General features: G+C 50.6%; 25 protein-coding genes and 1 tRNA gene. 22 read left to right on the top strand and 4 right to left on the bottom strand.

Annotated features, from left to right (window positions below; translation table 11 throughout):
- The first annotated feature begins 60 nt into the window (after window positions 1-60).
- The 22 genes from B5X72_RS06175 (at window position 61) to B5X72_RS20510 (ending at window position 21,622) form a co-directional block, all read left to right on the top strand.
- Entirely contained in the window at window positions 61-1,230 is a 1,170-nt protein-coding gene (locus B5X72_RS06175) for a tetratricopeptide repeat protein (protein WP_079715930.1), read from the top strand.
- 147 nt (window positions 1,231-1,377) lie between these two features.
- A complete protein-coding gene (locus tag B5X72_RS06170; RefSeq protein ID WP_079715929.1) occupies window positions 1,378-1,818 on the top strand; it encodes a (2Fe-2S)-binding protein in 441 nt (146 codons plus the stop codon).
- 14 nt (window positions 1,819-1,832) lie between these two features.
- On the top strand, window positions 1,833-3,992 hold the full coding sequence (locus B5X72_RS06165; RefSeq protein WP_217698097.1) for a xanthine dehydrogenase family protein molybdopterin-binding subunit: 2,160 nt from the start codon (window positions 1,833-1,835) through the stop codon (window positions 3,990-3,992).
- A gap of 13 nt (window positions 3,993-4,005) precedes the next feature.
- Window positions 4,006-4,461: a (2Fe-2S)-binding protein gene (locus tag B5X72_RS06160; RefSeq protein ID WP_079715928.1), complete on the top strand. Its 456-nt coding sequence runs from the start codon at window positions 4,006-4,008 to the stop codon at window positions 4,459-4,461.
- Between the two features lie 54 nt (window positions 4,462-4,515).
- The gene (locus tag B5X72_RS06155; protein ID WP_079715927.1) at window positions 4,516-6,645 is read left to right on the top strand and encodes a xanthine dehydrogenase family protein molybdopterin-binding subunit; all 2,130 of its coding nucleotides are present in this window, start codon (window positions 4,516-4,518) and stop codon (window positions 6,643-6,645) included.
- Window position 6,646: 1 nt separating this feature from the next.
- On the top strand, window positions 6,647-7,807 hold the full coding sequence (locus tag B5X72_RS06150; RefSeq protein WP_079715926.1) for a cysteine desulfurase family protein: 1,161 nt from the start codon (window positions 6,647-6,649) through the stop codon (window positions 7,805-7,807).
- A 26-nt stretch (window positions 7,808-7,833) separates the two neighbouring features.
- On the top strand, window positions 7,834-9,576 hold the full coding sequence (locus tag B5X72_RS06145) for an XdhC family protein (RefSeq protein WP_079715925.1): 1,743 nt from the start codon (window positions 7,834-7,836) through the stop codon (window positions 9,574-9,576).
- 17 nt (window positions 9,577-9,593) lie between these two features.
- A complete protein-coding gene (moaA, locus tag B5X72_RS06140; RefSeq protein WP_079715924.1) occupies window positions 9,594-10,577 on the top strand; it encodes a GTP 3',8-cyclase MoaA in 984 nt (327 codons plus the stop codon).
- Window positions 10,578-10,586: 9 nt separating this feature from the next.
- The gene (locus tag B5X72_RS06135; protein ID WP_079715923.1) at window positions 10,587-11,789 is read left to right on the top strand and encodes a molybdopterin molybdotransferase MoeA; all 1,203 of its coding nucleotides are present in this window, start codon (window positions 10,587-10,589) and stop codon (window positions 11,787-11,789) included.
- On the top strand, window positions 11,782-12,522 hold the full coding sequence (locus B5X72_RS06130) for a sulfite exporter TauE/SafE family protein (protein WP_079715922.1): 741 nt from the start codon (window positions 11,782-11,784) through the stop codon (window positions 12,520-12,522). The genes B5X72_RS06135 and B5X72_RS06130 overlap by 8 nt, the downstream gene beginning before the upstream one ends.
- Window positions 12,516-12,758 carry a MoaD/ThiS family protein gene (locus B5X72_RS06125; protein ID WP_079715921.1) on the top strand — a complete coding sequence of 81 codons (243 nt, stop codon included), beginning with the start codon at window positions 12,516-12,518 and terminating at the stop codon, window positions 12,756-12,758. Before B5X72_RS06130 ends, B5X72_RS06125 begins: the two co-directional genes overlap by 7 nt.
- A 58-nt stretch (window positions 12,759-12,816) precedes the next feature.
- Window positions 12,817-13,257, top strand: coding sequence for a molybdenum cofactor biosynthesis protein MoaE (locus tag B5X72_RS06120; protein ID WP_079715920.1), 441 nt, complete (start codon window positions 12,817-12,819; stop codon window positions 13,255-13,257).
- A 1-nt stretch (window position 13,258) separates the two neighbouring features.
- The gene (moaCB, locus tag B5X72_RS06115; protein ID WP_079715919.1) at window positions 13,259-14,167 is read left to right on the top strand and encodes a bifunctional molybdenum cofactor biosynthesis protein MoaC/MoaB; all 909 of its coding nucleotides are present in this window, start codon (window positions 13,259-13,261) and stop codon (window positions 14,165-14,167) included.
- Between the two features lie 62 nt (window positions 14,168-14,229).
- A tRNA-Ser gene (locus B5X72_RS06110) sits at window positions 14,230-14,317 on the top strand.
- Between the two features lie 183 nt (window positions 14,318-14,500).
- Window positions 14,501-14,788, top strand: coding sequence for a hypothetical protein (locus B5X72_RS06105; RefSeq protein WP_079715918.1), 288 nt, complete (start codon window positions 14,501-14,503; stop codon window positions 14,786-14,788).
- Between the two features lie 220 nt (window positions 14,789-15,008).
- Window positions 15,009-16,097, top strand: coding sequence for a 3-oxoacyl-ACP synthase III family protein (locus B5X72_RS06100; RefSeq protein WP_079715917.1), 1,089 nt, complete (start codon window positions 15,009-15,011; stop codon window positions 16,095-16,097).
- A gap of 217 nt (window positions 16,098-16,314) precedes the next feature.
- A complete protein-coding gene (locus B5X72_RS06095; RefSeq protein WP_079715916.1) occupies window positions 16,315-16,506 on the top strand; it encodes a cold-shock protein in 192 nt (63 codons plus the stop codon).
- A gap of 311 nt (window positions 16,507-16,817) precedes the next feature.
- Window positions 16,818-17,678: a sigma-70 family RNA polymerase sigma factor gene (locus B5X72_RS06090; RefSeq protein WP_079715915.1), complete on the top strand. Its 861-nt coding sequence runs from the start codon at window positions 16,818-16,820 to the stop codon at window positions 17,676-17,678.
- Window positions 17,679-18,029: 351 nt separating this feature from the next.
- Window positions 18,030-20,258, top strand: a complete 2,229-nt coding sequence (locus B5X72_RS06085) for a glycosyltransferase family 4 protein (RefSeq protein WP_079715914.1) — start codon at window positions 18,030-18,032, stop codon at window positions 20,256-20,258.
- A 186-nt stretch (window positions 20,259-20,444) separates the two neighbouring features.
- Window positions 20,445-20,966 carry a fatty acid desaturase gene (locus B5X72_RS06080; RefSeq protein ID WP_262497466.1) on the top strand — a complete coding sequence of 174 codons (522 nt, stop codon included), beginning with the start codon at window positions 20,445-20,447 and terminating at the stop codon, window positions 20,964-20,966.
- Window positions 20,872-21,225, top strand: a complete 354-nt coding sequence (locus B5X72_RS21120) for a fatty acid desaturase (RefSeq protein ID WP_262497465.1) — start codon at window positions 20,872-20,874, stop codon at window positions 21,223-21,225. The genes B5X72_RS06080 and B5X72_RS21120 overlap by 95 nt, the downstream gene beginning before the upstream one ends.
- Window positions 21,226-21,412: 187 nt before the next feature.
- Window positions 21,413-21,622 (top strand): hypothetical protein, encoded by a 210-nt coding sequence (locus B5X72_RS20510; protein ID WP_139378553.1) that lies wholly within the window; start codon window positions 21,413-21,415, stop codon window positions 21,620-21,622.
- 10 nt (window positions 21,623-21,632) lie between these two features.
- Here the strand turns inward: B5X72_RS20510 and B5X72_RS06075 are convergent, their stop codons facing one another.
- From B5X72_RS06075 to B5X72_RS06060, 4 genes are all read right to left on the bottom strand, one after another.
- Complete coding sequence (locus B5X72_RS06075) at window positions 21,633-21,998, bottom strand: DUF2200 domain-containing protein (RefSeq protein ID WP_079715913.1); 366 nt, start codon at window positions 21,996-21,998, stop codon at window positions 21,633-21,635.
- Complete coding sequence (locus B5X72_RS06070; RefSeq protein ID WP_079715912.1) at window positions 21,982-22,482, bottom strand: class I SAM-dependent methyltransferase; 501 nt, start codon at window positions 22,480-22,482, stop codon at window positions 21,982-21,984. Before B5X72_RS06070 ends, B5X72_RS06075 begins: the two co-directional genes overlap by 17 nt.
- Before the next feature lie 57 nt (window positions 22,483-22,539).
- Window positions 22,540-23,127 carry an NAD(P)H-dependent oxidoreductase gene (locus B5X72_RS06065; protein WP_079715911.1) on the bottom strand — a complete coding sequence of 196 codons (588 nt, stop codon included), beginning with the start codon at window positions 23,125-23,127 and terminating at the stop codon, window positions 22,540-22,542.
- Between the two features lie 67 nt (window positions 23,128-23,194).
- On the bottom strand, window positions 23,195-24,040 hold the full coding sequence (locus B5X72_RS06060) for an AraC family transcriptional regulator (protein ID WP_079715910.1): 846 nt from the start codon (window positions 24,038-24,040) through the stop codon (window positions 23,195-23,197).
- Between the last annotated feature and the right edge of the window lie 68 nt (window positions 24,041-24,108).

Genomic DNA, 24,108 nt, shown 5'->3' with positions numbered 1-24,108 from the left:
TAGTTATAGAAATCCGAGCGATTGAGTTGTCGGAAGGTTTATTAGTTAACGAATGTATCGATGAGAAGTACCACCCATGTTGTTGCGGCAATTGGCATCTGGCTGTTGGGAATGTTGGAAACGGCCGTTGGCCAGCAGTTGGATAATAACAAATTGGTTGAGTTCTATCAAGCTCGCCGATATGCTGATGCTGCTGAATACCTGCTAAGTTTTTATCCGGACAGCATCGCTGAACCTGCTGTATTAAGTCGGTTGGGCTATTGCTACCTTATGGCCGGAGACTACATCCATGCGGAACGGTATTATCGGCAGTTGCACATGTTGGATAGCCTGGATGTTTCGGTATTGCTGAATTTAGCCGCTATCAATGTGCAGCGGGGACAATACCCCTCGGCGGTTGGCTATTACGATCGTGTTGTAGCGATAGATACCAATCATGTAGGGGCTTATCATGCGCTCGCTGGCCTGATGAGGAGGCAAGGAAATTTCGATTTGACCTATGTGAATCTCAAGCGGGCAAATCAGATACAACCGGCGAACAGTGATATTGCCTACGATTTCGCCAGATTGTGTATGGATTTGGAGCGTTATCATGAAGCCGATACGGTTTTGCAGGAAGCGCTGAAGGCCGACCCGCAGCATGGTACGCTGTTACTTGGCAAGCTGCTGGTGGCTGATAAGCTCAAGCGATACGGGGAGATGGTGGAGCTGGGAAAACAGCTGGTGGCCCTCGGTGATGAAAGCCAGCAAGTGCTGGGCCTGCTGGCTAAGGGGTATTTCCATCGGGACGATTTTAATGGCTGTATTGAAACCTATAACCGGTTGCTTGCGCTTCACGATCGGATGGGCGAAATTGATTACTATTACCTGGCCATGGCGCATAAGGCCTTGAAACACTATAAGGAGGCGTTGGCGTGTATGGATAACGTATTGGAACTCGCCATTTCGCCCAACACGGCATTTTATTATGGACGCAAGGCCGACCTACACGATTTGGCCAACCAGCCGTCTGCATCCGCATCGAGCTACCTGCGCAGCTTTCACTTTAGCGTCATTCCTATACATTATTACAGCCTTGCGGTGCTTTATGATCGTAAGCTCAACGATACGCGCAATGCGCTGCGGTACTACCGCCTATACCTGAAACAGAACCCGCCCCCAGAAGAAAGCCGGTATGTAGATTATGTACAAAAAAGGCTTGAAGAGCTGGCGCAAAAAAGGACGCAATGACGTCAAAGTACCGGCGTGACTGCCAACATGGCCATCGACAGGCTCCGTTCGTAACAATACGGTCACGGTTTGCATAAGTTCGCCGTTACTGTTATATTTGATTTCACGTATCAAATAAAGCGGTGCCGACTCATTAACTTCCTGCTTATGAAACTCCACATAAATGGCAATGAATATGATATCGATACGCCGGAGAATACCAGTTTACTGGATGTCTTACGGATACACCTGAAACTTACGGGCAGTAAATATGGCTGCGGAGAGGGAATATGCGGGGCGTGCCGGGTGCTCATTGATGGGCATGCTACGGCGTCATGTATTACGCCCGTCGGTAGCGTTCAGCACAAAGAAGTGGTCACGATCGAAGGGTTGGCGAAAGACGGCCGGCTCCATCCGGTGCAGCAAGCTTTCCTGGATGAAGACGCCTTTCAATGTGCTTATTGTACGTCCGGAATGATTATTTCGGCAGTCGCTTTAACCAATAAAAGTCCTAAGCCAAGCCGGCAGGAGATTATTGATGCCATGCAAATAAACATCTGCCGTTGCTGCGCTTATCCGCGCATCATCGAGGCCATAAGTAACGTTTAGCAAAAGAAGATCCCATGGACAAATTGACCATGACAACCATGGAAAACTCCATACGATATCCGGAAGAAACGCCGGACCGGTTAAGGATAGCCACTTCCAGTAAGGTCGTTACCAGGCGAAATTTTTTTCGTCTGCTTGGTGGTGGCATCGCGGTCGCCCTATCCCAGTCATGCGTATACGGTTGGTCGGACGCGCCACCGGTGAGCGAGCAGTTGGCCGCAGATGAAAACACCATTGCTGCCTGGATACATATCCATGAAGATGGCAGCGTGTCCGTGTTTACCGGCAAAGTAGAGGTGGGCCAGAATATCCGGACGTCGTTGGCGCAGGTGGTGGCCGAAGAACTCGCTGTACCTATACAACACATAGCGCTCATTATGGGCGATACATCACTGACACCTTACGATGCCGGCACCTTCGGCAGTCGCACGACACCCTATATGGGCCCGCAACTGCGCAAAGCCGCCGCGTCCCTCCGGGAAGCGCTGCTGGAAAAAGCAGCAAAAGCATTGAAAGTGCCCGCCACGGCATTGCGGGCGGAAGCCGGAAAAATTGTGGATGGCTCATCGGGCAAAACGTTGGCGTATGGGACCCTCACCCGTGGGGAGAAGTTGCTGATACCGATAAATGAAGCGGTAACGCTGACCGCAGCTGAGCAATGGACAGTGGCAGGCACGTCGATCCCTAAAATAAACGGGCGGGACTTCGTTACGGGCAAACACCAATATACGTCGGATATGGTACTGCCCGATATGGTCTATGGGAAAATACTCCGACCTCCCGCCTATGGGGCGACGCTGGCTGCCGTGGATGTAACAAAGGCAAAAGCGATGCCCCATGTAACGGTTGTCCAAACAGCTGATTTTATTGGCGTGACAGCCCCGGATCCGCAAACCGCAGCCAATGCATTAGCCCGTATAGCAGCGCAATGGAATACCACGCCGCAACCGTCAAAAGCGGAACTCTTCGCTTACCTCAAAGACAATGCACGGCACGGTGGGGGGGATGAAGACGATCGACAGGAGGCCCGCCGTTTATTTGAGGCTTCAACACACCGGTTGGAACATCGGGTGGAAGTGCAGTATATCGCGCATGTACCCTTGGAACCCCGGGCCGCCATAGCGGAATGGAACGACGGCCAGTTGACGGTATGGACTGGCACACAACGGCCTTTTGGGGTACAGGAAGAGCTTGCAGGGGCGTTTTCCCTGGCCAAGGAACAGGTGCGGGTGATTATGCCTGATACGGGTTCGGCTTATGGTGGCAAGCATAGTGGTGAGGCCGCCCTGGAAGCGGCACGGCTGGCCAAAGTAGTAGGCAAACCGGTGAAAATCGTTTGGACCCGCGAAGAGGAGTTCAAGTGGGCCTATTTCCGGCCGGCTGGGCTCATCGAGGTGGCTGCCGCATTGAAGGACGATGGCACCATTGCTTCATGGGAATTCCATAATTATAATTCAGGCAACGCAGGCATCGATCTCCCTTATGAGGCGGGCGTGAAGCACATCCGGTACCATCCATCGCGGACGCCGCTTAGGCAGGGGTCATATCGGGCATTGGCCGCTACGGCCAATGTATTTGCCATCGAATGCATGGTGGATGACTTGGCAAGGCTATTGCAGCGCGATCCACTGGAGTTCCGGTTAAGTCAATTGACCGATGTACGCATGCGCGGCGTATTGACGGCGGCTGCGGATCGATTTGGCTGGGGAGGGAAGAAGGCTCCGGGACATGGTTTCGGCATAGCTTGCGGCTTCGTCAAAAATTCTTATATCGCTACGTGTGCGGAAGTGGCCTATGGACAGGCCAACGGACAATTGGAGGTCGTACGGTTGGTGGCTGCCTATGACTGCGGAGCCATCGTCAATCCCAAACACCTCGAAAATCAGGTGCTTGGCGCCATTTTGCAGGGACTTGGCGGTGCATTGTTCGAAGCCATCGATTTTAAGGATGGCCGCATCTTGAACCCGACATTGTCTACTTATCGCGTGCCGCGCTTTGCTGATATTCCTCCGCTGGATATTGTGCTGATTGATCAAAAAGACATTCCGTCGGCGGGGGCGGGCGAGACGCCTATCGTCGGGACTGCGCCTGCTATACGTAACGCCATCGCCGACGCAACGGGCGTCAGGCTGCATCAGCTGCCCTTGATTCCCCAAGGATTAAAAATGAACTAACTAAACAACTCATATGGCAACAATACAGTTAACCGTCAACAGAAAGGCATACGAAGTGGATGTAGACCCGCAAATGCCGTTACTGTGGGTACTTCGGGACGTCATCGGTCTTACGGGAACAAAGTTCGGATGTGGTATCGCGCAATGCGGCGCCTGCACGGTACATATCGACGATGCAGCGGTGCGTTCATGTGCTATCCCTGTAGAAAGTGCCGCTAACCAGTCGATTACGACCATCGAAGGTCTTTCCGCGGATGGCAGCCACCCCGTGCAGCGGGCATGGGAACAGATCGATGTCCCTCAATGTGGTTATTGCCAGGCGGGACAAATCATGACCGCGGTGGCGCTTTTGAAAAAAAATCCAAATCCAACGGATGAGGCGATCAATGAATCCATGACCAACATTTGCCGTTGCGGCACCTACAATCGCATCAAGAAAGCGATTAAATTGGCTGCCGAAGGGGCTTAATGCCGGAAGGACTCATGCAATTCATGGATTAACCATCACTAAACAGTATATAAAATGAATACGCAACAACATACCGTAAGTAGGAGGGATTTTATACGGATCAGTGCTTTTGCCGGGGGAGGGCTGGTATTGGGCTTTAAACTCTTTTCTTCGTGTGGGCCGCAGCAGGAAGCCGGCGTGATATACGAACTGAACGCATTTGTGAAAATAGACACCAATGGTGAGGTTACCCTGATGAACCCCAATCCGGAAATTGGCCAGGGGGTAAAGACCGCCTTGCCGATGCTGGTAGCTGAGGAGCTGGATGTCGATTGGCAGGATGTCAAGGTCGAACAAGCCGGATTGGATACCGGCAAATATCGCCGGCAAATCGCCGGTGGCAGCGGCTCAGTCCGCGATAGCTGGGAGTCTTTCCGCAAAGCGGGAGCTACCGCGCGGCAGATGCTCATCAACGCGGCAGCGGCCACGTGGGATGTTGCACCCGGGGACTGCACGACCGAAAAGGGGCAGGTCATCCACCATGATTCGGGAAGGAAACTTGGCTATGGTGAGCTCGTGGAGCGGGCCGCGACGCTGGAAGTGCCGGAGGATGTACCTGTCAAACCTATCGCATCTTTTGCCATCATCGGCCAATGGATTCCGAATGTCGACAATAGCGCCATCGTGACCGGACAATACAAATATGGCATCGATACCAAACGCGAAGGGATGAGATACGCCGCACTGGTGCGGCCACCCGCTTTTGGCCAGACACTCAAAGCCTATGATGATACCGAAACGTTGCAGCAGCAAGGTGTAGAGCGTGTACTTCGGATCGATAACAAGATAGCCGTATTGGGCCGGTCTACTTGGGAAGTGATGCAAGGAGCGAAGAAAATTAAGGCTGAATGGGAAGACGGCGAGCAGATGGAAAGCACGGCAGACTACCAGCGCAAGTTCCGGGAAATCGTGGCAAGGCGCCCGGCCGGTGATCCCCAACGGAAGGATGGTGATGTGCAGCAAGCTTACAACAATGCGGCTAAGGTCTTCGAGGCGGTCTATGAAGCGCCGTTCCTTGCACACAACACCATGGAGCCGATGAATTTTTATGCTGACGTACGTGCCGATGGCGTGGAGCTTTACGGACCGATACAGACGCCGGAGCGGACACGGGCCACGGTGGCCAAGCTTGTGGATGTACCGGAAGAGAAGGTCACGGTGATGATGACCCGTATGGGAGGGGGATTCGGCCGGCGGCTCATGTCTGACTTTGTAGAAGAGGCTGCCCTGGTATCCAAAACGGCGGGGGTACCAGTAAACCTCATTTGGTCGCGGGAGGACGATATGGGGGGCGGCTATTACCGACCAATGTGTACATATCGGTATAAGGCCGCCGTGGATGCCGACGGCCGGCTTATTGCATGGCAACATCAGTCTGTCGGTACGACAGGTAACCCGGCCCGGGCAGGTAGCTTCCCCGCCGGCGCTGTACCTAACCTGCAGGTGGATGCGCAGGAGTATAAAACACCGGTGACCACTGCTCCTTGGCGAGGCCCCATCCATAACTTTATTGCTTTTTCGGAACAGTCATTTTTTGATGAAGTCGCCCATGCCATTGGGAAAGATCCGGTGACCTTCCGGCTGGAGGTGCTCGAACAGGCCAAGCAACAGCCTGCCGGTGAGCTGGAGTACGATCCGGACCGCTTTGCTGGCGTCATCAAAAAGGCAGCAGCGATGGCCGGGTGGGGTACACCTAAAGGACCGAACATATTCCAGGGCGTTGCAGCGCAATATTCGTTCAACTCCTACGTGGCACAGGTAGCCGAAGTGGAAAAACGTGACGATGGGAAGTTGAAGATCAAGAGAATATACTGTGCGGTCGATTGTGGCATTGTCGTCAATAAAAGCGGTGCTGAAAATGTGGTGGAAGGCGGTATCATAGACGGCATTGGCCATGCGATGTATCCCGAACTGACGCTGACACGGGGTAAGCCGGACCAGCTGAATTTCAATACCTATCGGATGATTCGCATGGCGGAGGTCCCGGAAATTGAGATCCAGTTTATTGAAAGTGACATCGATCCGACAGGATTGGGTGAGCCGGGATTGCCTCCGGCTGGACCCGCCGTTGCCAACGCGGCCTATGCCGCTACTGGCGTGCGCCTTCGGACGCAACCATTTGTCAAGAGTGGATTATTTGCCTGAAATGGGACGACGGCCTATATATTTGGATTACAACGCAACGACTCCTTGCGACCCACGAGTGGTGGAGGCCATGCTGCCCTACTTTACCGAGCAATACGGCAATGCTGCAAGTGCCGATCATCGCTATGGATGGCAGGCTAAGCAGGCCGTTGAAGATGCCCGGGAGCAAGTTGCCCGGCTGATTAGCGCCCGCCCGCAAGATCTGGTCTTTACCTCGGGAGCTACCGAGTCCATCAACTTGGCACTCAAAGGGATTGCCGAAGCGAATGCCGGGCGAGATAGTCACATTGTCACTTGTAAGACGGAGCATAAAGCAGTTTTGGATACGTGTGCGTACTTGGAGACAAAAGGCTGCCGGGTTACTTATCTTGAGGTGGATAGGCAGGGAAGAATCGATATCAAAGCGCTGGAAGCTTCCATCGGCGACGATACCATCTGTATCGCGCTCATGTATGCCAACAACGAGACGGGGGTTATTCATCCTGTTAAGCTTATCGGGGCCATTGCCCGGAAACATGGCGTGCCCTTTCTCTGCGATGCCACGCAAGCCGTCGGCAAAATACCGGTGCACGCCGGAGCGGATGCCATCGATCTCTTGGTTTGTTCGGCCCACAAGCTGTACGGACCTAAGGGGATCGGGGCGCTCGTCGTTCGGAACGCCGAACTGCGGGCACACGTCCTGCCCCAGCAGCATGGAGGCGACCATGAAGGGGGACTCCGCAGTGGCACGTTAAATATCCCCGGCATTGTTGGCTTTGGCAAGGCCGCTGAGCTATGCCGTTATGAAATGGCGGCGGCTGCTACGGCAATGCAACAACTTCGCGATAGGCTGGAATACAGGTTGCGGAACAATGTCCCGCACGTAATGGTCAATGGGCATGCGGATCGATTGCCCCACGTAAGCAACCTGTTGTTGCCCCGGGGTGATGCAGAACAACTGTTGCTTTCCTTGTCTCCATACCTGGCTTTGAGCAGGGGAAGCGCCTGCTCCGGTCTGGTTCGGCGACCGTCACACGTGCTGAAAGCGATGGGGCTGAGCGATGGTGAGGCAAGTCGTACCATCCGCATTAGTTTGGGTCGGTTTACCGGTGCGGAAGAGGTAGACGAAGCCGCGGATCGGCTTGCCCACGCTGTCCTGGAGGCAGAAACGGTTGCCGATTAAAATTTTGGAGAAGGGCAGTAAGAGCGATGAAAGAAATCAAGCAGATTATAGCAGCCTACGAAACGGCTTGTAAACAGCAACAAAAAGCAGCATTGGCAACTGTCGTGCATATCGAGGGTTCTTCCTACCGCAGTGCAGGTGCACGCATGTTGATTACCGAAGACGGTCGGCTTACCGGGGCGATTAGTGGAGGTTGCCTTGAAGGGGACGCGCTCCGCAAAGCATTGCTTGTGATGATGGATGAGCACCCCATGCTGGTCACTTATGACACTTCGGACGAAGGCGGCTCTGTGTTGGGCGTCGGACTGGGGTGCGATGGGATTATCCGGGTACTGATTGAGCCGCTAACCAGCCACATTGAAGAGACACCTATTTCGTTATTGAAGCGCGTGGCGGCAAGCCGCCAGCCATCGGCCCTGGTCACGTTTTTTACACCGGACGATAAAAGGAATGGCAGACAAGGCACTACCATCGCAGCGACGGAGGAAGGTATCCATACAGCGGGCAGTACATCGCTCGTGCCATGCGAGCGCATAAGTAAGGATATGCAGTGCGTGCTGGCGGCACAACACACCGCTTTCATTGCCTATGAGTCCGAGCAAGAGGGGGGAACCGCTATTCTCGCCTGTATCGAATATGTGGCGCCGCCGCCAGCTTTAGTTATAGCCGGGGCGGGCAACGATGTGTTGCCGCTGGCCCGGTTGGCTGAACTTTTGGGATGGGAGCTTACTTTGATAGACGGCCGGCCTAATTATGCAAATACCGGTCGTTTTCCGGACTGCCAAGTCATCGTGTCGGGACCGGAGCAAGCGTTGCAGAACGTACGCATCGACGAGCGGACTGCTGTTGTGTTAATGTCTCACAATTATGCCTATGACAAAGCGATATTCAAGGCGGTGGTTGGCAGCCTTGCAGGCTACGTTGGGATATTAGGCCCTGTAAAAAAACGGCAACGGATGCTGGACGAGTTGGAAGAAGAAGGGATTGTCATTCCCCAAGACAGACGGGCACAAGTCTACGGCCCGGTTGGATTGGATATCGGCGCGGAAACGTCCGAGGAAATCGCCCTGGCTGTGGTAGCGGAAATAAAGGCCGTATTCGCCGGCCGGCGTGGCAGCCATCTCCGGGATTTGACAGGCAGGATACACCAACGGCAATCCCGCATTAATCCGTCCTTGCAAACCTATGGTGTGCTCCTGCTGGCGGCTGGTGAATCTAAACGGATGGGAACACCCAAACAGCAATTGCGCTATCAAGAGCGCACGTTGCTGCAACATGCCGTCAGCGCAGCGTTGGAGGCCGGAGTAGGAAGCACAACTGTGGTTTTAGGATCCGAAGCGGCAGCAATGGCAAAACAGTTGGCGGATATCAGCGTAGACACCGTGGTAAATAACGACTACGCCGAGGGGATGGCTACCTCGCTGGTATGCGGTGTGCGACACGTCATGACCCACCATCCACACGTGGCACATCTTATCGTTATGTTGTGCGACCAACCATATGTAGACGCAGCACATCTCCGAGCGTTGATAAACCAGCAGCGACTGACCGCGGCGCCGATTACGGCCAGCTACTACGAGGGAAGGAAAGGTGTTCCCGCGCTCTTTCATCAATCAGTCTTTCCGCTATTGTTGGCGCTTAACGGAGACACAGGAGCCAAACATGTGATTGAAAGCTTCGGCGATGAAGTGGCCATTGTGGCATTCCCGCTGGGGGCGGTGGATGTAGATACCCGGGACGCCTATAACAAACTATTTGCCAACGTATGATTAACTTACGCTGAATCATGATACTGGATACATACGATCGAAATCATACATACCTGCGTATATCACTCACTGATTTGTGTAATCTACGTTGTTTCTACTGCATGCCCGATGAAAATTACGATTTCATGCCAACGCGCCATCTCATGCAACCGGCGGAGATTGAAGCGATTGCTGCCGTATTTGTCCGTCTGGGGGTGACCAAAATTCGACTCACCGGTGGTGAGCCCTTGGCCAGACGCGATTTTGATGATATTTTGATGCGCCTTTCGTTATTGCCGGTTGAACTGACACTGACAACAAATGCTACACTGCTTCATCGGCACCTCGATACCTTGCAATTGGCTGGAGTGCGTAGTCTCAACATCAGTCTGGATACATTATCTGCCGAGCGGTTCTTTCAACTTACCCGTAGGGATAAATTCAGCCAGACGATGCGTAATATCCGGACGGCTATTGATCGCGGATTCCATGTAAAAATCAATACCGTGGTCATGAATGGCGTGAATGCCGATGAAGTACTTGGTTTTGTGGCATGGACGAAAGACGATCCGATCGATGTACGGTTCATTGAATTTATGCCGTTTGAAGGCAACAGATGGACCGGCGACCAGGTCTTTCCAAAACAGGAAATCATGAATCTCGTCACCGAGCAGTATCATGCCGTACCTCTTCGCCACGACCCCCATGCAACAAGCCAACCTTACCAGGTACCGGGTCACCAGGGCACGTTTGCTATCATCAGTACAATGAGTGCACCTTTCTGCTCGGGGTGTAATCGCATGCGGCTCACTGCAGACGGCAAAATGAAAAACTGCTTATTTTCGAAAACCGAAAGCGATTTACTTTCGGCCTTACGTAGCGGCAAACCGCTGGAGCAATTCATACGCAAAAACATCTTAGGGAAAGCCGAGCGACTTGGCGGTCAATTTGGGGATATACCCTTCAAAGACTTGCCGGGTGACAAACTTGTCAACCGGAGTATGATTAGTATCGGGGGATAACGACAGACGATGAGCGATCAAATTATTTCAGTATCTGAGGCTAAGACCATCTTAGCACACCAAAACTTCCATGCAAAGACGGCATGCAAGGCGCTGCCTGAAGCCGTTGGGCGCGTGCTGGCGGAAAACGTTTGTGCACAAGTAGACGTGCCGGCCTTTGACCAGTCATCGATGGACGGCTACGCGTTTGCCTATAACGAATGGAAGCCCCGCGATCCGTTGGTTGTGATCCGTGAAGTGCCAGCCGGCATGGCCGACCGGATAGCGATAGGGCAGGGCCAGGCCGCACGCATCTTCACCGGTGCTCCACTGCCGGAAGGCGCAGACACAGTGGTCATGCAGGAACGTGCCGAAGTGATCGGTGGTCAGCTGCATATTAATCAAGCGGATATAAAGCGGGGTGACCATGTCCGGATCCGAGGTGCCGAAATCAATGCGGGAGAAGTTGCATTGGCACACGGAACGCCGCTTAGCGCTGCAGCTGTGGGTTTCCTTGCGGGAGTGGGGTGCGATAGGGTAACTGTTTATGAACCACCGGTTGTTGCATTGATTATTACGGGTGACGAACTGAAACAACCGGGTGAAACCTTATCACATGGTCAAGTATACGAAGCATCTTCGTCGATGCTGCGGGCGGCACTGGCTCAGATGGGAATCACGGATGTATCAGTTCAGTATACGGCGGACACTTTTGAAGCGACAGCCGAAGCGCTGGCCATCGCTTTGCAGGTATCGGATGTGGTCTTGCTTACTGGCGGGGTGAGTGTAGGTGAATACGATTTTGTGGTGAGAGCGGCTAAGCACTGCGGTATAACACAATTGTTCCATCGCGTTAAACAACGGCCGGGGAAACCGCTTTTCGCGGGTCGGAAAAACAACAAACCGGTGTTTGGATTGCCGGGGAACCCATCGTCCGTATTGACCTGTTTCTATCAATACGTATGGCCGGTGCTGCGCAGGCTTACAGGGCATAACGATTTATTGACGGTTTTGCAAGTGCCGCTGGCCGCAGCGTATAAAAAAAACAACCAGCTTACGCATTTTCTCAAGGGCTTGTACCGAGATGGATATGTGGCCATCCTCCCAGCCCAGGAATCCTATCGGATGCGTACGTTTGCCGTTGCCAACTGCTTTGTCGTACTCGACGAAACGGAACGGCATTATGAAGCGAATGAGAAAGTCGATATACACCTGTTGCCCCATTATGGATAATATACTTTGGTTTTATCTATTGCTTTTTTGTGTAGCTTTTTTGTATTCGTCTGTCGGTCACGGTGGTGCCAGCGGTTATTTAGCGCTTATGGCGTTGTTCGGTGCGACGCCGGAAATCATGAAACCTACTGCGTTATTACTTAATCTCTTTGTTTCGTTGACTTCGTTTATTTTTTATTACCGGGGGCATTACTTCAATCGCAAGCTGTTCATCCCGCTGGCACTGGCTTCCGTGCCAATGGCATTCGTGGGGGGGAGCCTGGCGCTACATTCGGATGCTTATAAGAAGATGCTTGGTATATTCCTGCTGATACCTGTTGTCCGCTTCTTGTTTTTTAGCGACATCAAGGTGGACGGTACGGCCAACCCCAAGACCGTATGGTTGTTGCTCGTCGGCGCCACAATCGGTTTGCTTTCAGGAATACTGGGTATCGGCGGTGGTATCATCCTATCTCCTGTTTTGTTATTGCTGGCTTGGGCGGACCAGAAGCAAGCTGCAGCCATCAGCGCTTTGTTTATTTTCGCCAATTCGCTTTCGGGCCTGGCAGGACAGCTTAACCAAGGTGTTTCCTTCGATTCGGACATGGCGGCATATGTAGTGATTGCTTTTTCGGGTGGACTGTTGGGATCGTATTTCGGAGCCTTGCGTTTTCAGCAGCGAACGATAAAATTTTTATTGGCCATGGTATTGGCTGTGGCTTCATTTAAGTTATTTTTACCGAATGTATGGTGAGTAATACGTTATCAGTACAGTTTTTCGGGCAGCTGATCGAGCTTACGGGCTGTTCAAACGTGGGCGCACCACAGGTGGATGATACAGATGAGCTTTTGCGGTGGCTTTACACGCGATATCCGGCGCTCCAAAAGGCTACCTATGTAATCGCCGTGGACCGGAAAATCGTTCGCCAAAATACGCGGCTCGCTACGCACGCCGAGATAGCCTTCTTACCGCCTTTTTCGGGTGGTTAGGTTAGGAGAAGTGGCGCATGACGGCGCGTGCATCTTATCAAAGTAATGATATAACAACATGGGAGTAACTGCAAAACCGATTTTTGTGCAAGGCGCCATTCCGGCTACGATGGTCGCCCAATGCGTCCAACAATACGCCGCTGAAACGACGGTGGGGGCGTACTCCTGTTTTATCGGTCAGGTACGGGCAGACGTTGTTGGAGGGAAGTCGGTAACAGCCATTGAATATACAGCGTATACGGCTATGGTTGACGAGCATCTGGAGGCGATTGCCGTTGACGTCTGCCAGCGCTATGCACTGAATGGAATCGTGGTGAAGCATAGCTTGGGCACCGTTTTGGCGGGTGAAATTTGTCTCTTTGTACTTGCGGCCGCGGGCCATCGCCGTCCGGCCATGGACGCGTGCGGGGAGCTTGTGGAGCGTATAAAGAGTGAACTGCCTATCTGGGGCAAAGAGCACTTTGCAGGCGAAGAATACCAATGGAAGACAAATCAATAACATGGTAAACATTACGCACAAAACGACGACGCTCCGCCAGGCAATTGCGCTGGCGACCGTGAAAGTCTCGAATGCGGAAACAATCCGGGCCGTACAGGAGCGAAGCGTACCGAAAGGAGATGTACTTGAATTTTCCCGTGCAGCCGGCCTGTTGGCTATTAAAAAAACCAGCGATGTGGTCCCTGATTGCCATCCGTTGCCCATTGAATATGCAGCTATCACCTACCGCATGGAGGACCAGTTGATAGAAATCCGGGTTGAAGTGCATACCATCTACAAAACAGGCGTGGAGGTCGAAGCTATGCATGGGGCAATGATAACAGCGCTTACGCTGTATGATATGCTGAAGCCCATTGATAAAGAACTGGAAATAAAGTCCGTAAGGCTTGAAAGTAAACGCGGGGGCAAGTCGGATCATAAGGTGGCCGTACTGCCTGGCTTCAAGTGTGCGGTGGTGATTTGCTCCGACCGCATTTCGGCCGGACTTGAAACCGATGTGTCGGGGAAGGTGCTGGTCGATATGCTGCAACAATGGGAGATAGCGCCCAGCGAATTTACCGTTGTGCCGGACGAAGTGAGCCAAATCCAGGAGACAGCAATGCGTCTACATGCGCAAGGATATGACCTTGTCCTTTTCAGTGGGGGGACAGGATTATCCGTCCGTGACGTCACTCCCGAAGCGATTAAGCCTTTGCTTGATCAAGAAATACCCGGCGTGATGGAAGCTGCCCGGCGTTATGGCCAAGAGCGCACGGCACTGGCCATGTTATCGCGGGGGATAGCTGGGTTTATGGGAGACACGTTGATTATCACCTTACCCGGTTCTCCGAAGGGCGTACGCGAAACCATGGACGCAATATTCCCGGCTATCTTGCATGTGTTCAAGATACGTAAGGGCGGAGGACATTGAAATATTCATTATTCCGTGTTGTGATATGCTGAAAAACTCTTACTTTTGCATCCCGGTATTACGGAGAGGTGTCAGAGTGGTCGAACGAGCACGCCTGGAAAGTGTGTATACGTGTTGAGCGTATCGCGGGTTCGAATCCCGCCCTCTCCGCAACAAAGGAATCCTTTCTATCAAAACCCTATAAACAGCGCGTTTATAGGGTTTTTTCTTTTATAAGCCTTTTTGATCATTCAATAATTCCCTGTTCTAGCGAGACCCTAAAAATGGTTGGTTTAGGGTCTCGCTAAGCGCGCGGACTATCTTCATCATCACAGGGATTTCAAAGACCTGATCATGATCGTCGATACTATCCGTCTTTCTTTGATGCTGCTCCCGGCATTAAAGAAGGGGTTTTACTTGAAGTCGGATATATCGTCTTGGGCGTTGAAAAAGGCGGATAACGCGTTTCGGAAAATCTTTGAGCAAGATTTGGAAAATAGCTGGCGCGGGCTGCGCACCGCTTATACTGGCAATTTCAAAGACCCAGTGTACGGACAATTACCAGAGGAAGAAGCCATTTTGACTACCCTGAAGATGATTACAGCAAGGTTAAATAGCGTTACTTGGACCATTCGACCGTGATATTACCAAGGCGGGTATCGCCCGGATCACCCCGGCAAGAGTTACACCCATACATGCTTTCGCGTATCTCAGCAGCACAAGCCCTAACTAAAATAGACATCCGGTCCGATTAATTTTTGCTAAACAATACTTCTGCAAGCTTGTTCTTTAATGGGCAATAATCCGATCTGCAAAAATGCTAAAGCTCCTTGGAAAGGAATAATTCATACATCACAACCCAATGGATCATCCGAGTTATGCCGTTATTGTTGGAAGCGGCAGTTATATTCCGACCAGAAGAATACGAAACGAAGATTTCCTTGAACATGCCTTTTATGACCAAGATGGTACCAGGCTGAAAAAAATGAATGCGGAGATAATCAGGCAATTTGGCCGGATTACCGGTATCCAGGAAAGAAGGTACGTGACCGATGACCTGGTAGCGTCTGACATTGCCGCATTCGCCGGACAGGACGCGCTGGTGTCAAGCGGGATAGACGGGGAAACACTGGATTATATCATCGTTGCCCATAACTTTGGCGACATCAGGGCAGATAACCGCAGAAGTGAATTCGTGCCGACGTTGGCATCCCGGGTCAAGCATCGTTTAACTATCAAAAACCCGTCAACCATCGCCTATGATTTGCCTTTCGGTTGTGCCGGCTGGTTACAAGGTGTGATCCAGGCAGATACTTACATCCGCAACGGCAGTGCCAAACGGGTATTGGTCATCGGAACGGAAACACTCTCACGGATCTCCGATCCGCACGACCGGGATAGTATGATCTACGCCGATGGAGCCGGAGCTGTTGTCTTGGAAGCCAGGCAGCGTGACACACCGGAGGGCGTACTGAGCCATGCCACTAAGTCTTACGCCGCCGAACTGGCTTATGTATTACGCATGGGCAAGTCTTCTAATCCTGAATACAGCCACGATCACCTGTTCCTCAAAATGAATGGCAGGAAGCTGTACGAGTATGCGTTGAAGGCCGTGCCACAAACCATGAAGGAGTGTCTTGACCGATCGGGTCTATCAGTCACGGCAGTCGATAAAGTGCTGATCCATCAGGCAAATGAAAAAATGGACGAGGCGATCCTGAGGAACCTATTTGAACTATATGGCCTGAGTAGCTCGCCAAAAGACATGATGCCCATGACGATTTCATGGCTCGGGAACAGTTCTGTAGCAACATTACCCACTTTATACGACTTGATGCATAAAGGGAAATTAACTGATCAAGTCCTGCAGAAAGGAAGTGTGATTGTATTTGCTTCCATGGGCGCTGGCGTGAATATGAATGCCGTGGCGTATAAAATACCTACCGCTTAACCGCCTGCTCCATTATCAGTGTCGCGCAGGTTTCCGCTTGTGCAAAAGGTGTTGCATATTTTATTATATCAATATGGTGTCTTGCAGCATCACCAACTTCCGCGGTATACCTAGGAGTATACGATCTCGCTCTACCGAAATAAAAAACGCTGAATTACAATATTTTATTCTTACCTTTAAGCCAATTAATAATTCAATTCATTTTTATTCAAAAGCCATGCAAGAAGGCGTAGTAAAATTTTTCAATGAGACTAAGGGTTTCGGTTTCATCACCCCAAAAGACGGTGGACGAGAGGTATTTGTTCACTCTTCCGGGTTGAAAGACCAGATCCGCGAGAATGATGATGTTTCATTTGAAGTCGAGCAGGGCCAAAAGGGCCTCAATGCAGTAAACGTAAAATTGATTTAATTTCTATTTTTCAGATATTGTATGAAGACCACCGGGCATTAACCCTGGTGGTTTTTTATTCCTTCCACACCGCGCTTGCAGGACGCAAAGTGTACGAGATCTTAGTTATTGACTATTTACAGTCGATGAAATTGAATGATGTAAATTGCAATGACTTGTTTAAAAAAGTGTTAGCACACGACAGCACTCACACCTGGTGAGCACGGAAATTCAGAAAGGATGGCGCAACGGCAGGATATTATCGGGTTTTCCCCAATCTGTCCGACTTAATTGCCTACATTTACGGCATACCCTTCACACGAAAGCAGCACATGAGGCAACTGAAAATATCCGAATCGATTACCAACCGCGCCAATCGATCCCTGAATAGCTATTTGCATGATATAAGTAAATATGACTTGATCACCGGCGATGAGGAAGTTGCGCTGGCCGTCCGGATACGAGCAGGGGACACCGCGGCGTTGAACCGGTTGGTCAATGGGAACCTTCGGTTCGTGATTTCGGTAGCCAAGCAATTCCAGCATCAGGGCGTGGTGCTTGAGGATCTGATCAACGAGGGAAACCTGGGGCTGGTCACAGCAGCGAAACGGTTTGACGAGACACGCGGCTTTAAATTTATATCCTATGCCGTCTGGTGGATCAGGCAGAGCATCATGTCGGCCATTTCCGTGCAGTCGCGCACGGTCCGTCTACCATTAAACCAAATCGCTGATTTGGTCAAAGTGAAGCGGTCGCAATCCGAGCTGGAGCAGCATTTGGAGCGTGAACCTACCGTGGAGGAGCTGGCCGAGGTGCTTGGCGTTTCGTCTGAGCGATTGGGCCGCATATTGTTAAACGGCAACAAGCAGGTTTCGGTAGATGCCCCCTCCCTTCATTCGCCGGATATGAGCTTATTGGATTCATTGCCTGATGGCGGGGTGCCGACGGACCATCAGGCGATGAGCGATTCGCTGGAAATCGTTGTCGGGGATGCGATACGCAGGCTCCCGCAACGGGAGCAACTGGTGCTGAAACTATTTTTCGGACTCGGTGGGTCTGAACCGAAAAACCTTGGAGAAATCAGTCGGCAGTTGGGATTGGCTACCGAACGTGTGAGGCAGATCAAAACCAAGGCATTGGCTTGGTTGCAGCATTCTACGGAAGGGAAAAAGCTGATCCACTTCAGGAATTAATCTTTCCTGCGTTTCTCTGCCTGTTTCTCCTTCTTGTCAGCACGTTTTTCCTTCAAGCTCTTTACGACGGTCTTTTGCCGCCTTTTCTACAGTTAAAAATTACACCCCAAGAGACGTGCATAAATTGCCATAAACAAAAGGCAATAAATTAATCGTAGCAATCGCTTGAGCGCGTTTGAAAGCAAACAGACGGTGAAAAAACCTACACTCCTAAAATTAATCAGATGAAACCTGCATAAATTGCCATAAACAAAAGGACATGATTAATTTATGCAAGCTTCATTGCCATTAAAACAAACTGCGAAGCATTCATTAATACCGAAAAGCAGACAAAAATTAATAATAATTCGAATGAAAATAGCTTTTATCGGCACTTACGCCCCCCGCCAATGCGGTATCGGGTCATTTACGCAGCACCTCTTCCAATCTACCGGCGACGGTTCCGGGACATCAGGCAATTTTGTCGTCGCCATCAATGATCCCGGCAGTACTTATATGTATCCTCCGGAAGTGAAATTTATCATCGACCAGGACGACCATGGCACGTACCTCAAGGCGGCTGATTTCATTAACCAAAACCAGGTGGATGTATGTATTGTCCAGCACGAATTTGGTATTTTCGGCGGGCAGAACGGCATATTCATCCTGACGTTGCTGCATAGTCTGGACGTTCCCGTGATGGCTACATTCCACACCGTGCTCAATAAGCCATCCTACAATCAGCTGGCGGTGATGAAAGAAATCACCAGGGTTGCCGGCAAATTGATCGTCATGGCCCACAAGGCAGCGGAGATACTGCAGCAAACGTATGGGGTACCGGCCGAAAAAATCGAACTGGTGCCGCACGGTGTGCCGGCCATCCGGTACGATCGGACAGCAGCCCGGCTTGAGTTGGGGCTGGAGGCAAAAAAGGTATTGCTGACATTTGGCTTCCTTGGCCGAAACAAGGGGATCGAAACGGCTATATGCGCTTTGCCGCAGGTGGTAGCCAGATACCCCGACGTCGTGTACGTTGTCCTTGGTAAAACGCATCCCAATGTGGTCCGGCACGCGGGCGAAGAATATCGGTTATTTTTGCACCGGCTGGTCAAGAAACTTGGCCTCGAAGACCACGTGGTATTCCTTAATCAGTACGCATCGGAAGACGATTTGTTCAAATACCTAGCGGCCTCCGACATTTACCTCACTCCCTACCTCAATGAAGCACAGATTACCAGTGGCACCCTGTCTTATGCAGTCGGTGTTGGTTCAGCCGTCGTATCCACTCCCTATTGGCACGCGGCCGAGCTATTGGCCGAAGGGCGGGGGGAGCTGTTCAATTTCGCCGATGAGGGGCAACTGACCAACCTGCTGGTGGATTTACTCGCACATCCCGATAAATTGGAATCCTTACGCGACAAGGCGGGGGAATATGGGAAAACCATCACCTGGCCGAAAACGGGAGCAAGGTACCATGAACTTACCAGAGATCTCATGGCCAACGTCCCTAAAGCGATCCTCAAAAAGGATCCGGCATTGGACCGCAGCATACTGCCTCCATTGCGCTTCGACCACATCGAACGGCTCACGGATCGGGTGGGCATATTCCAGCATGCCAACTTCGGGATACCGAATTACCACGAAGGGTATTGCCTTGATGACAATGCACGCGCGCTGCTCATGATGCTGATGGCTTACAGGCGGACCAACAGTGAGGCGGCGCTCAAACAAATCGCTGTTTACCTTGGCTACCTGAATTACGCGCAGAACCCGGATGGCACGTTCCGGAACTTCATGGGGTTCAATCGGAGTTTCCTCGATGAAGTGAGTTCGGAGGATGCCTTTGGAAGGGCTGTCTGGGCGCTCGGATATGCTACGGCCTATTCGCCGATGGACGCCTATTATCAGGTTGTACAACGGCTCTTTGCCAATTCGGTACCCCATTTTGAACGCCTGAAGTCTATCCGGAGCATTGCCAATACACTTATAGGCCTTTATTACTATTTGAAAGACAATCCATCAAACGAAGAGATGGTCGAATTGGCTCGGAAGCTCGCCCAACGTCTTTATGAGGCCTATCAACTGCACCGAACGGACACCTGGCATTGGTATGAATCGCTTTTGGCCTATGACAATGGACTGCTGCCCATGGCCATGCTGTGTGCGGCCGAGGTGACAAACAATGCCTCATTCAGGGATGTGGCGTTTGAAAGCCTGGCATTCTTGGAATCGCATACCCTGTCCAAGGGGCACCTGAGTCTCATCGGAAACGAGAATTGGTATATGCAAACCGGTGTTCCATCGCCATTTGCCCAACAGCCCGTTGATGCCATGGCCATGGTGCTGCTTTACTTCCAGGCGTACAACTATGCGGGAGATCCCCGTTACCTCAGCCGGCTGTATACGTCATTCATGTGGTTCTTGGGCGAGAACGATCTCCGCGTGAGCATTTATGATTTCGATACCCATGGTTGCTGCGATGGGCTGCAACACGACGGCGTAAACCGCAACCAGGGAGCGGAAAGCACCTTAGCCTATCTCATTTCGTACCTGGCGCTGCAACATACCTTTGAAAAGCCCTATGAAAGCATCGTACCGTGATTAGGGGGGATGAAAAAAATAAATACGGGTGTTGCGGCGTTTTTTCCAAACAAATAACCTACCTTTATGGTAATTAATGCGATACAGATACACGTCTCCGGGTTACCACTTTCCTCTTACCACAACCAAAGTGGGCTTTAATATTCGATCTCTGCATCCATCGTTTACATTTTAAAGCCCATCATCATGGTCATTTTATTTTTTTTCGTAGGGATATGGTACCTCTCGTTATTCTCGCAAACCTTTTTCCAGCATCGGTATGCAGCGCACGGATCATTTACGATGAACCGGTTTTGGGAACGTTTTTTCTTCCTTTTTTCATATATCACACAAGGCTCCTCCTACATGAGCCCTCGGGCCTACGCCATCATGCACCGCATGCATCACGCGTATACCGATACCGAGCGCGATCCCCACTCACCTAACTTTTCATCGAATATCTTTGCCATGATGTGGCGCACCCGGAATACTTACCTCGACATTGACAGGCGGCGTATGCTGGTGGAAGAGCGGTTTACAAAAAAACTGCCCAATTGGGAGCGGCTTGACCGGGTGGGGCAATACACCGCTTTCGAGAGTGCTGTGGGTAGCCGCCTATATAGCCTTTTTTCTGGTGTTTGCCAGCAGCTTCTGGTGGTTCCTGCTGCTTCCCATCGTCGTTACCATGGGTGCCTTTCATGGGGCTGTGATCAATTGGTTTGCGCATAAATACGGTTACATCAATTTCAGGCTTAAAAACACTTCACGAAACCTGCTGGTGGTTGACGTACTGATGCTCGGCGAGTCTTATCACAACAACCATCATAAACACCCTTCTTCGGTTAACTTCGGCAGGCGCTGGCACGAAATCGATCCGGTATACCCCATTGTCCTGTTATTGAAGTGGCTGCGGATTATTAACTTCCCGAAAGCAAGCATGTCGGCCCTCGAAGTTCGTCAGGAAAAACCATCAAATCACGTTGAATAATAAAGAAGGGTACCATCATCCAGTCCTCGAATGAAGACGGGATTCCCTTGCGACCGCAACTGAGTGACTCAACCTAAAGGCCACAACAACAAAGGAAGCGGTAAATAACAGGAAAGCAAAGGCAGCAGCCACGGTATCCGGCAAATTTCAAGCCAATTGCCGCCAAAAACTCGTCATCATTCAGGCGGTGGCAACATTCGCGAGGGATATGTGCCTCGGTCGATTGGCGGAAATCGAGGGGAAAATCAGCGAAGAAGCGATTATATACGAGGGACCGGATTACACCGTGGACAAGCGCAAGCTGTTCACGTTTGACAGCGAGAACCAGCAAGGTAATGTACTTAATGTCCGAATTTTTTTAGAAGAAGGCTTTAACAGGTCGGCCAAGCGTGCTTGAGCAAATCCCTTCAAGGCGTTCTTAAAATCTTTTCCATTTTCCGCCCTTTTGCCAGTTCATCCACCAGCTTGTCCAAATATCTCGTTTTTTTTGTCAATGGATTTTCGATTTCTTCTATTCGATAACCGCAGATTACACCTGTAATGAGATGAGCATTGGGATTCAATGTTGCTTGCTCAAAGAATGTTTCAAACGTTGCGTTCTCATCGATAAGCGCTTGTAGTTTTCTTTCTTCAAAACCTGTCAGCCATTCAATGACCTGATGCAGTTCTTCTTTGGTTCTGCCCTTACTTTCTACCTTTGTGACGTAATGCGGATACACGGATGCAAACGTCATTTTAGCTATACGCTCATTGTGTTTATCGCTTGTATTCATTGCCTTTCTTATTAGGTGTTTGACCGTTATGCTGGCGGCCGGCATTTTCTCTGTATAAGTCGAGTGATATCTCCCTTAATGGGGTTCCTCGGTCAATAAATAGTTTTCCGTCTTCCTTCAGCGCTTTTGCAATATTTGTCAACGATTGCTTTTCAATTTCGGGGTGTCGCCCATCCAATGCTCCGACTCGTATTGCAACAGCTATGTGAAATAATTCTTCGTTGGGTTCAAGCTCAAACCTTTCTATGGCAACTCGCTTAAAGGAAAGTTTACCGGTTTCTATTTCAGCTTGAGAGCCTGTTATAGCTTGTTGTATAGCCTTTGCGGAGCGGTCAATGGCAAGAATATGTCCATTGCCGATTCGCCTTGAAATTTCCCTCGCCATTCCACCTGAGCCGCAACCGATTTCCAAAATCCTGATGTCGTCTGTCAAGGGCAATGCATCAACAATGCTGGTGAGCCGTCCGGATAATTTTGTCTTCATGCGTTTGCTTTGGGACACCTTGGATACCTTATACAAAAGTAAAAAAGGATTAATGAATTATGCAATAAAAACGGTGTCATATACCTCGTTAATTTGCTTTATCCAATGTTCAAGCCGGGTATCCGTAGCACGGTCTGCTTTATCGAGGAAAAAATGCCGTTTAACTGTAAGCCCACAGTACGCGTATATACCGGTATCGGAGGTGAGAGACAGTGCTCTATCCATGCCAATGGCTTCATATTCAGCCTGCGACTTGCCGTGTGTGTTGATGATCACCGCAGCTTTTTCAGTAAGTAACCCTTTTTGAATGCCCTGGTCATAACGGTAAGCGAAACCATAGCTGAATACGCGATCGATGTAGCCCTTGATGATGGCCGGCAGGCCCGTCCACCAAATGGGGTGAATGATGGTGATACAATCAGCCCATTGAATAAATTCCTGCTCTTTTCTGACATCATCGGCCACCTTTCCTGCGCGTTGCCCTTCCATATCCTGTAGGGATAGCACCGGATTGAAATCTAGTCTGTACAAGTCCCTGACCTTAATATCGTGTCCGTTTTTCGACAGATGCAAAGCGAGTTTTTGTGTTAACCTCCCGTTTAAGCTCTGCGGATGGGGGTGGGCGTAAATGATTAAATGTCTCATAATGTTACTTATTTGTTTGAGACAAAGTTAGTACGCCATTATCCGCGTAAATTGTAAGAAAACGAAATCAGCTCATTGGATTGCAAATATCCTGCTGGAATTCCAAGTACTTCACCGGGGTCATATTGAGGTAATACTTAAAGTCGTGAATCAGTTGACTTTGATCATAATAACCACATTCGTCGATGACTTCAAACCAATCCATTCTGGAGTGGTTGGTTGCAATCACTTGTATCCGTTCGATGACACTCAAAAATCGCCGATACCGGTTTAGTTCTTTAGCTGAATAGCCGAAATGCTTTTTATGGTGGAGCTGAATATTCCTTTCAGTCTGGGTTTGCTCATTGGCAACTGCTTTAATCGGGTCCAGGTTTTGTTTGTTGAAATTTGCTAACCGCTCGGCAATAATATTGCGCCGGCCCAGGTAAGGTTTACAAAAGTCAAGCATATAATCCACACGGCGCATTACTTCGGGTATTTGATTGAGTTCGGCCCATAGCGCCGTAAAACAGTTTTCCTCCAACAGCTCATCGGGATGCAACAATGGTCTTTCGCTGATTGAAGCGGTACCGAAGAAACGATAAAAACCGTCATGTTTAAAATTGGCGACTAATATGCTGGATTGCGGAAATAACGCGTAATCAAATGCCTTTTTTATCGGGCCCAAAACCAGGCATTTGTCCACTTCGAGCGGAGTGTTTTGCTGCGTTCGCAGCAATGCATTTTTGCCAAAACAGAAAACTAAAATAGTTTGATAGGATGGCAGCAACGTTCTGGCGACGACTTCATCCGTATTATTTTCGGCAAAATAAAAATGGGAAAACACGTCTGCATAGGCTGTCGGAACAGCGATTCTAACGCTGGAGTATGCCGCTTCAGTGTCCGCAATCCGTTGTTCAGCTTGATTTCTCATTATCGCAAATCTGATATACAAAAGTACGATTTGCAAATCCCAACCCCATAGCTTATCTTAACAACATT

Origin of the sequence: Parapedobacter luteus (genome assembly GCF_900168055.1) — a bacterium.
Lineage (GTDB): Bacteria > Bacteroidota > Bacteroidia > Sphingobacteriales > Sphingobacteriaceae > Parapedobacter > Parapedobacter luteus.
Note: the sequence above shows the minus strand (reverse complement) of the source record. Positions and strands in the feature narration are given on the sequence as shown.

What these genes read in the sequence shown, in the direction of transcription:
- B5X72_RS06175 (WP_079715930.1), top strand. Translation starts at nt 61, where the DNA reads ATGAGAAGTACCACCCATGTTGTTGCGGCAATTGGCATCTGGCTGTTG.
- B5X72_RS06170 (WP_079715929.1), top strand. Translation starts at nt 1,378, where the DNA reads ATGAAACTCCACATAAATGGCAATGAATATGATATCGATACGCCGGAG.
- B5X72_RS06165 (WP_217698097.1), top strand. Translation starts at nt 1,833, where the DNA reads ATGGACAAATTGACCATGACAACCATGGAAAACTCCATACGATATCCG.
- B5X72_RS06160 (WP_079715928.1), top strand. Translation starts at nt 4,006, where the DNA reads ATGGCAACAATACAGTTAACCGTCAACAGAAAGGCATACGAAGTGGAT.
- B5X72_RS06155 (WP_079715927.1), top strand. Translation starts at nt 4,516, where the DNA reads ATGAATACGCAACAACATACCGTAAGTAGGAGGGATTTTATACGGATC.
- B5X72_RS06150 (WP_079715926.1), top strand. Translation starts at nt 6,647, where the DNA reads ATGGGACGACGGCCTATATATTTGGATTACAACGCAACGACTCCTTGC.
- B5X72_RS06145 (WP_079715925.1), top strand. Translation starts at nt 7,834, where the DNA reads ATGAAAGAAATCAAGCAGATTATAGCAGCCTACGAAACGGCTTGTAAA.
- moaA (WP_079715924.1), top strand. Translation starts at nt 9,594, where the DNA reads ATGATACTGGATACATACGATCGAAATCATACATACCTGCGTATATCA.
- B5X72_RS06135 (WP_079715923.1), top strand. Translation starts at nt 10,587, where the DNA reads ATGAGCGATCAAATTATTTCAGTATCTGAGGCTAAGACCATCTTAGCA.
- B5X72_RS06130 (WP_079715922.1), top strand. Translation starts at nt 11,782, where the DNA reads ATGGATAATATACTTTGGTTTTATCTATTGCTTTTTTGTGTAGCTTTT.
- B5X72_RS06125 (WP_079715921.1), top strand. Translation starts at nt 12,516, where the DNA reads ATGGTGAGTAATACGTTATCAGTACAGTTTTTCGGGCAGCTGATCGAG.
- B5X72_RS06120 (WP_079715920.1), top strand. Translation starts at nt 12,817, where the DNA reads ATGGGAGTAACTGCAAAACCGATTTTTGTGCAAGGCGCCATTCCGGCT.
- moaCB (WP_079715919.1), top strand. Translation starts at nt 13,259, where the DNA reads ATGGTAAACATTACGCACAAAACGACGACGCTCCGCCAGGCAATTGCG.
- B5X72_RS06105 (WP_079715918.1), top strand. Translation starts at nt 14,501, where the DNA reads ATGATCGTCGATACTATCCGTCTTTCTTTGATGCTGCTCCCGGCATTA.
- B5X72_RS06100 (WP_079715917.1), top strand. Translation starts at nt 15,009, where the DNA reads ATGGATCATCCGAGTTATGCCGTTATTGTTGGAAGCGGCAGTTATATT.
- B5X72_RS06095 (WP_079715916.1), top strand. Translation starts at nt 16,315, where the DNA reads ATGCAAGAAGGCGTAGTAAAATTTTTCAATGAGACTAAGGGTTTCGGT.
- B5X72_RS06090 (WP_079715915.1), top strand. Translation starts at nt 16,818, where the DNA reads ATGAGGCAACTGAAAATATCCGAATCGATTACCAACCGCGCCAATCGA.
- B5X72_RS06085 (WP_079715914.1), top strand. Translation starts at nt 18,030, where the DNA reads ATGAAAATAGCTTTTATCGGCACTTACGCCCCCCGCCAATGCGGTATC.
- B5X72_RS06080 (WP_262497466.1), top strand. Translation starts at nt 20,445, where the DNA reads ATGGTCATTTTATTTTTTTTCGTAGGGATATGGTACCTCTCGTTATTC.
- B5X72_RS06075 (WP_079715913.1), bottom strand. Translation starts at nt 21,998, where the DNA reads ATGAATACAAGCGATAAACACAATGAGCGTATAGCTAAAATGACGTTT.
- B5X72_RS06070 (WP_079715912.1), bottom strand. Translation starts at nt 22,482, where the DNA reads ATGAAGACAAAATTATCCGGACGGCTCACCAGCATTGTTGATGCATTG.
- B5X72_RS06065 (WP_079715911.1), bottom strand. Translation starts at nt 23,127, where the DNA reads ATGAGACATTTAATCATTTACGCCCACCCCCATCCGCAGAGCTTAAAC.
- B5X72_RS06060 (WP_079715910.1), bottom strand. Translation starts at nt 24,040, where the DNA reads ATGAGAAATCAAGCTGAACAACGGATTGCGGACACTGAAGCGGCATAC.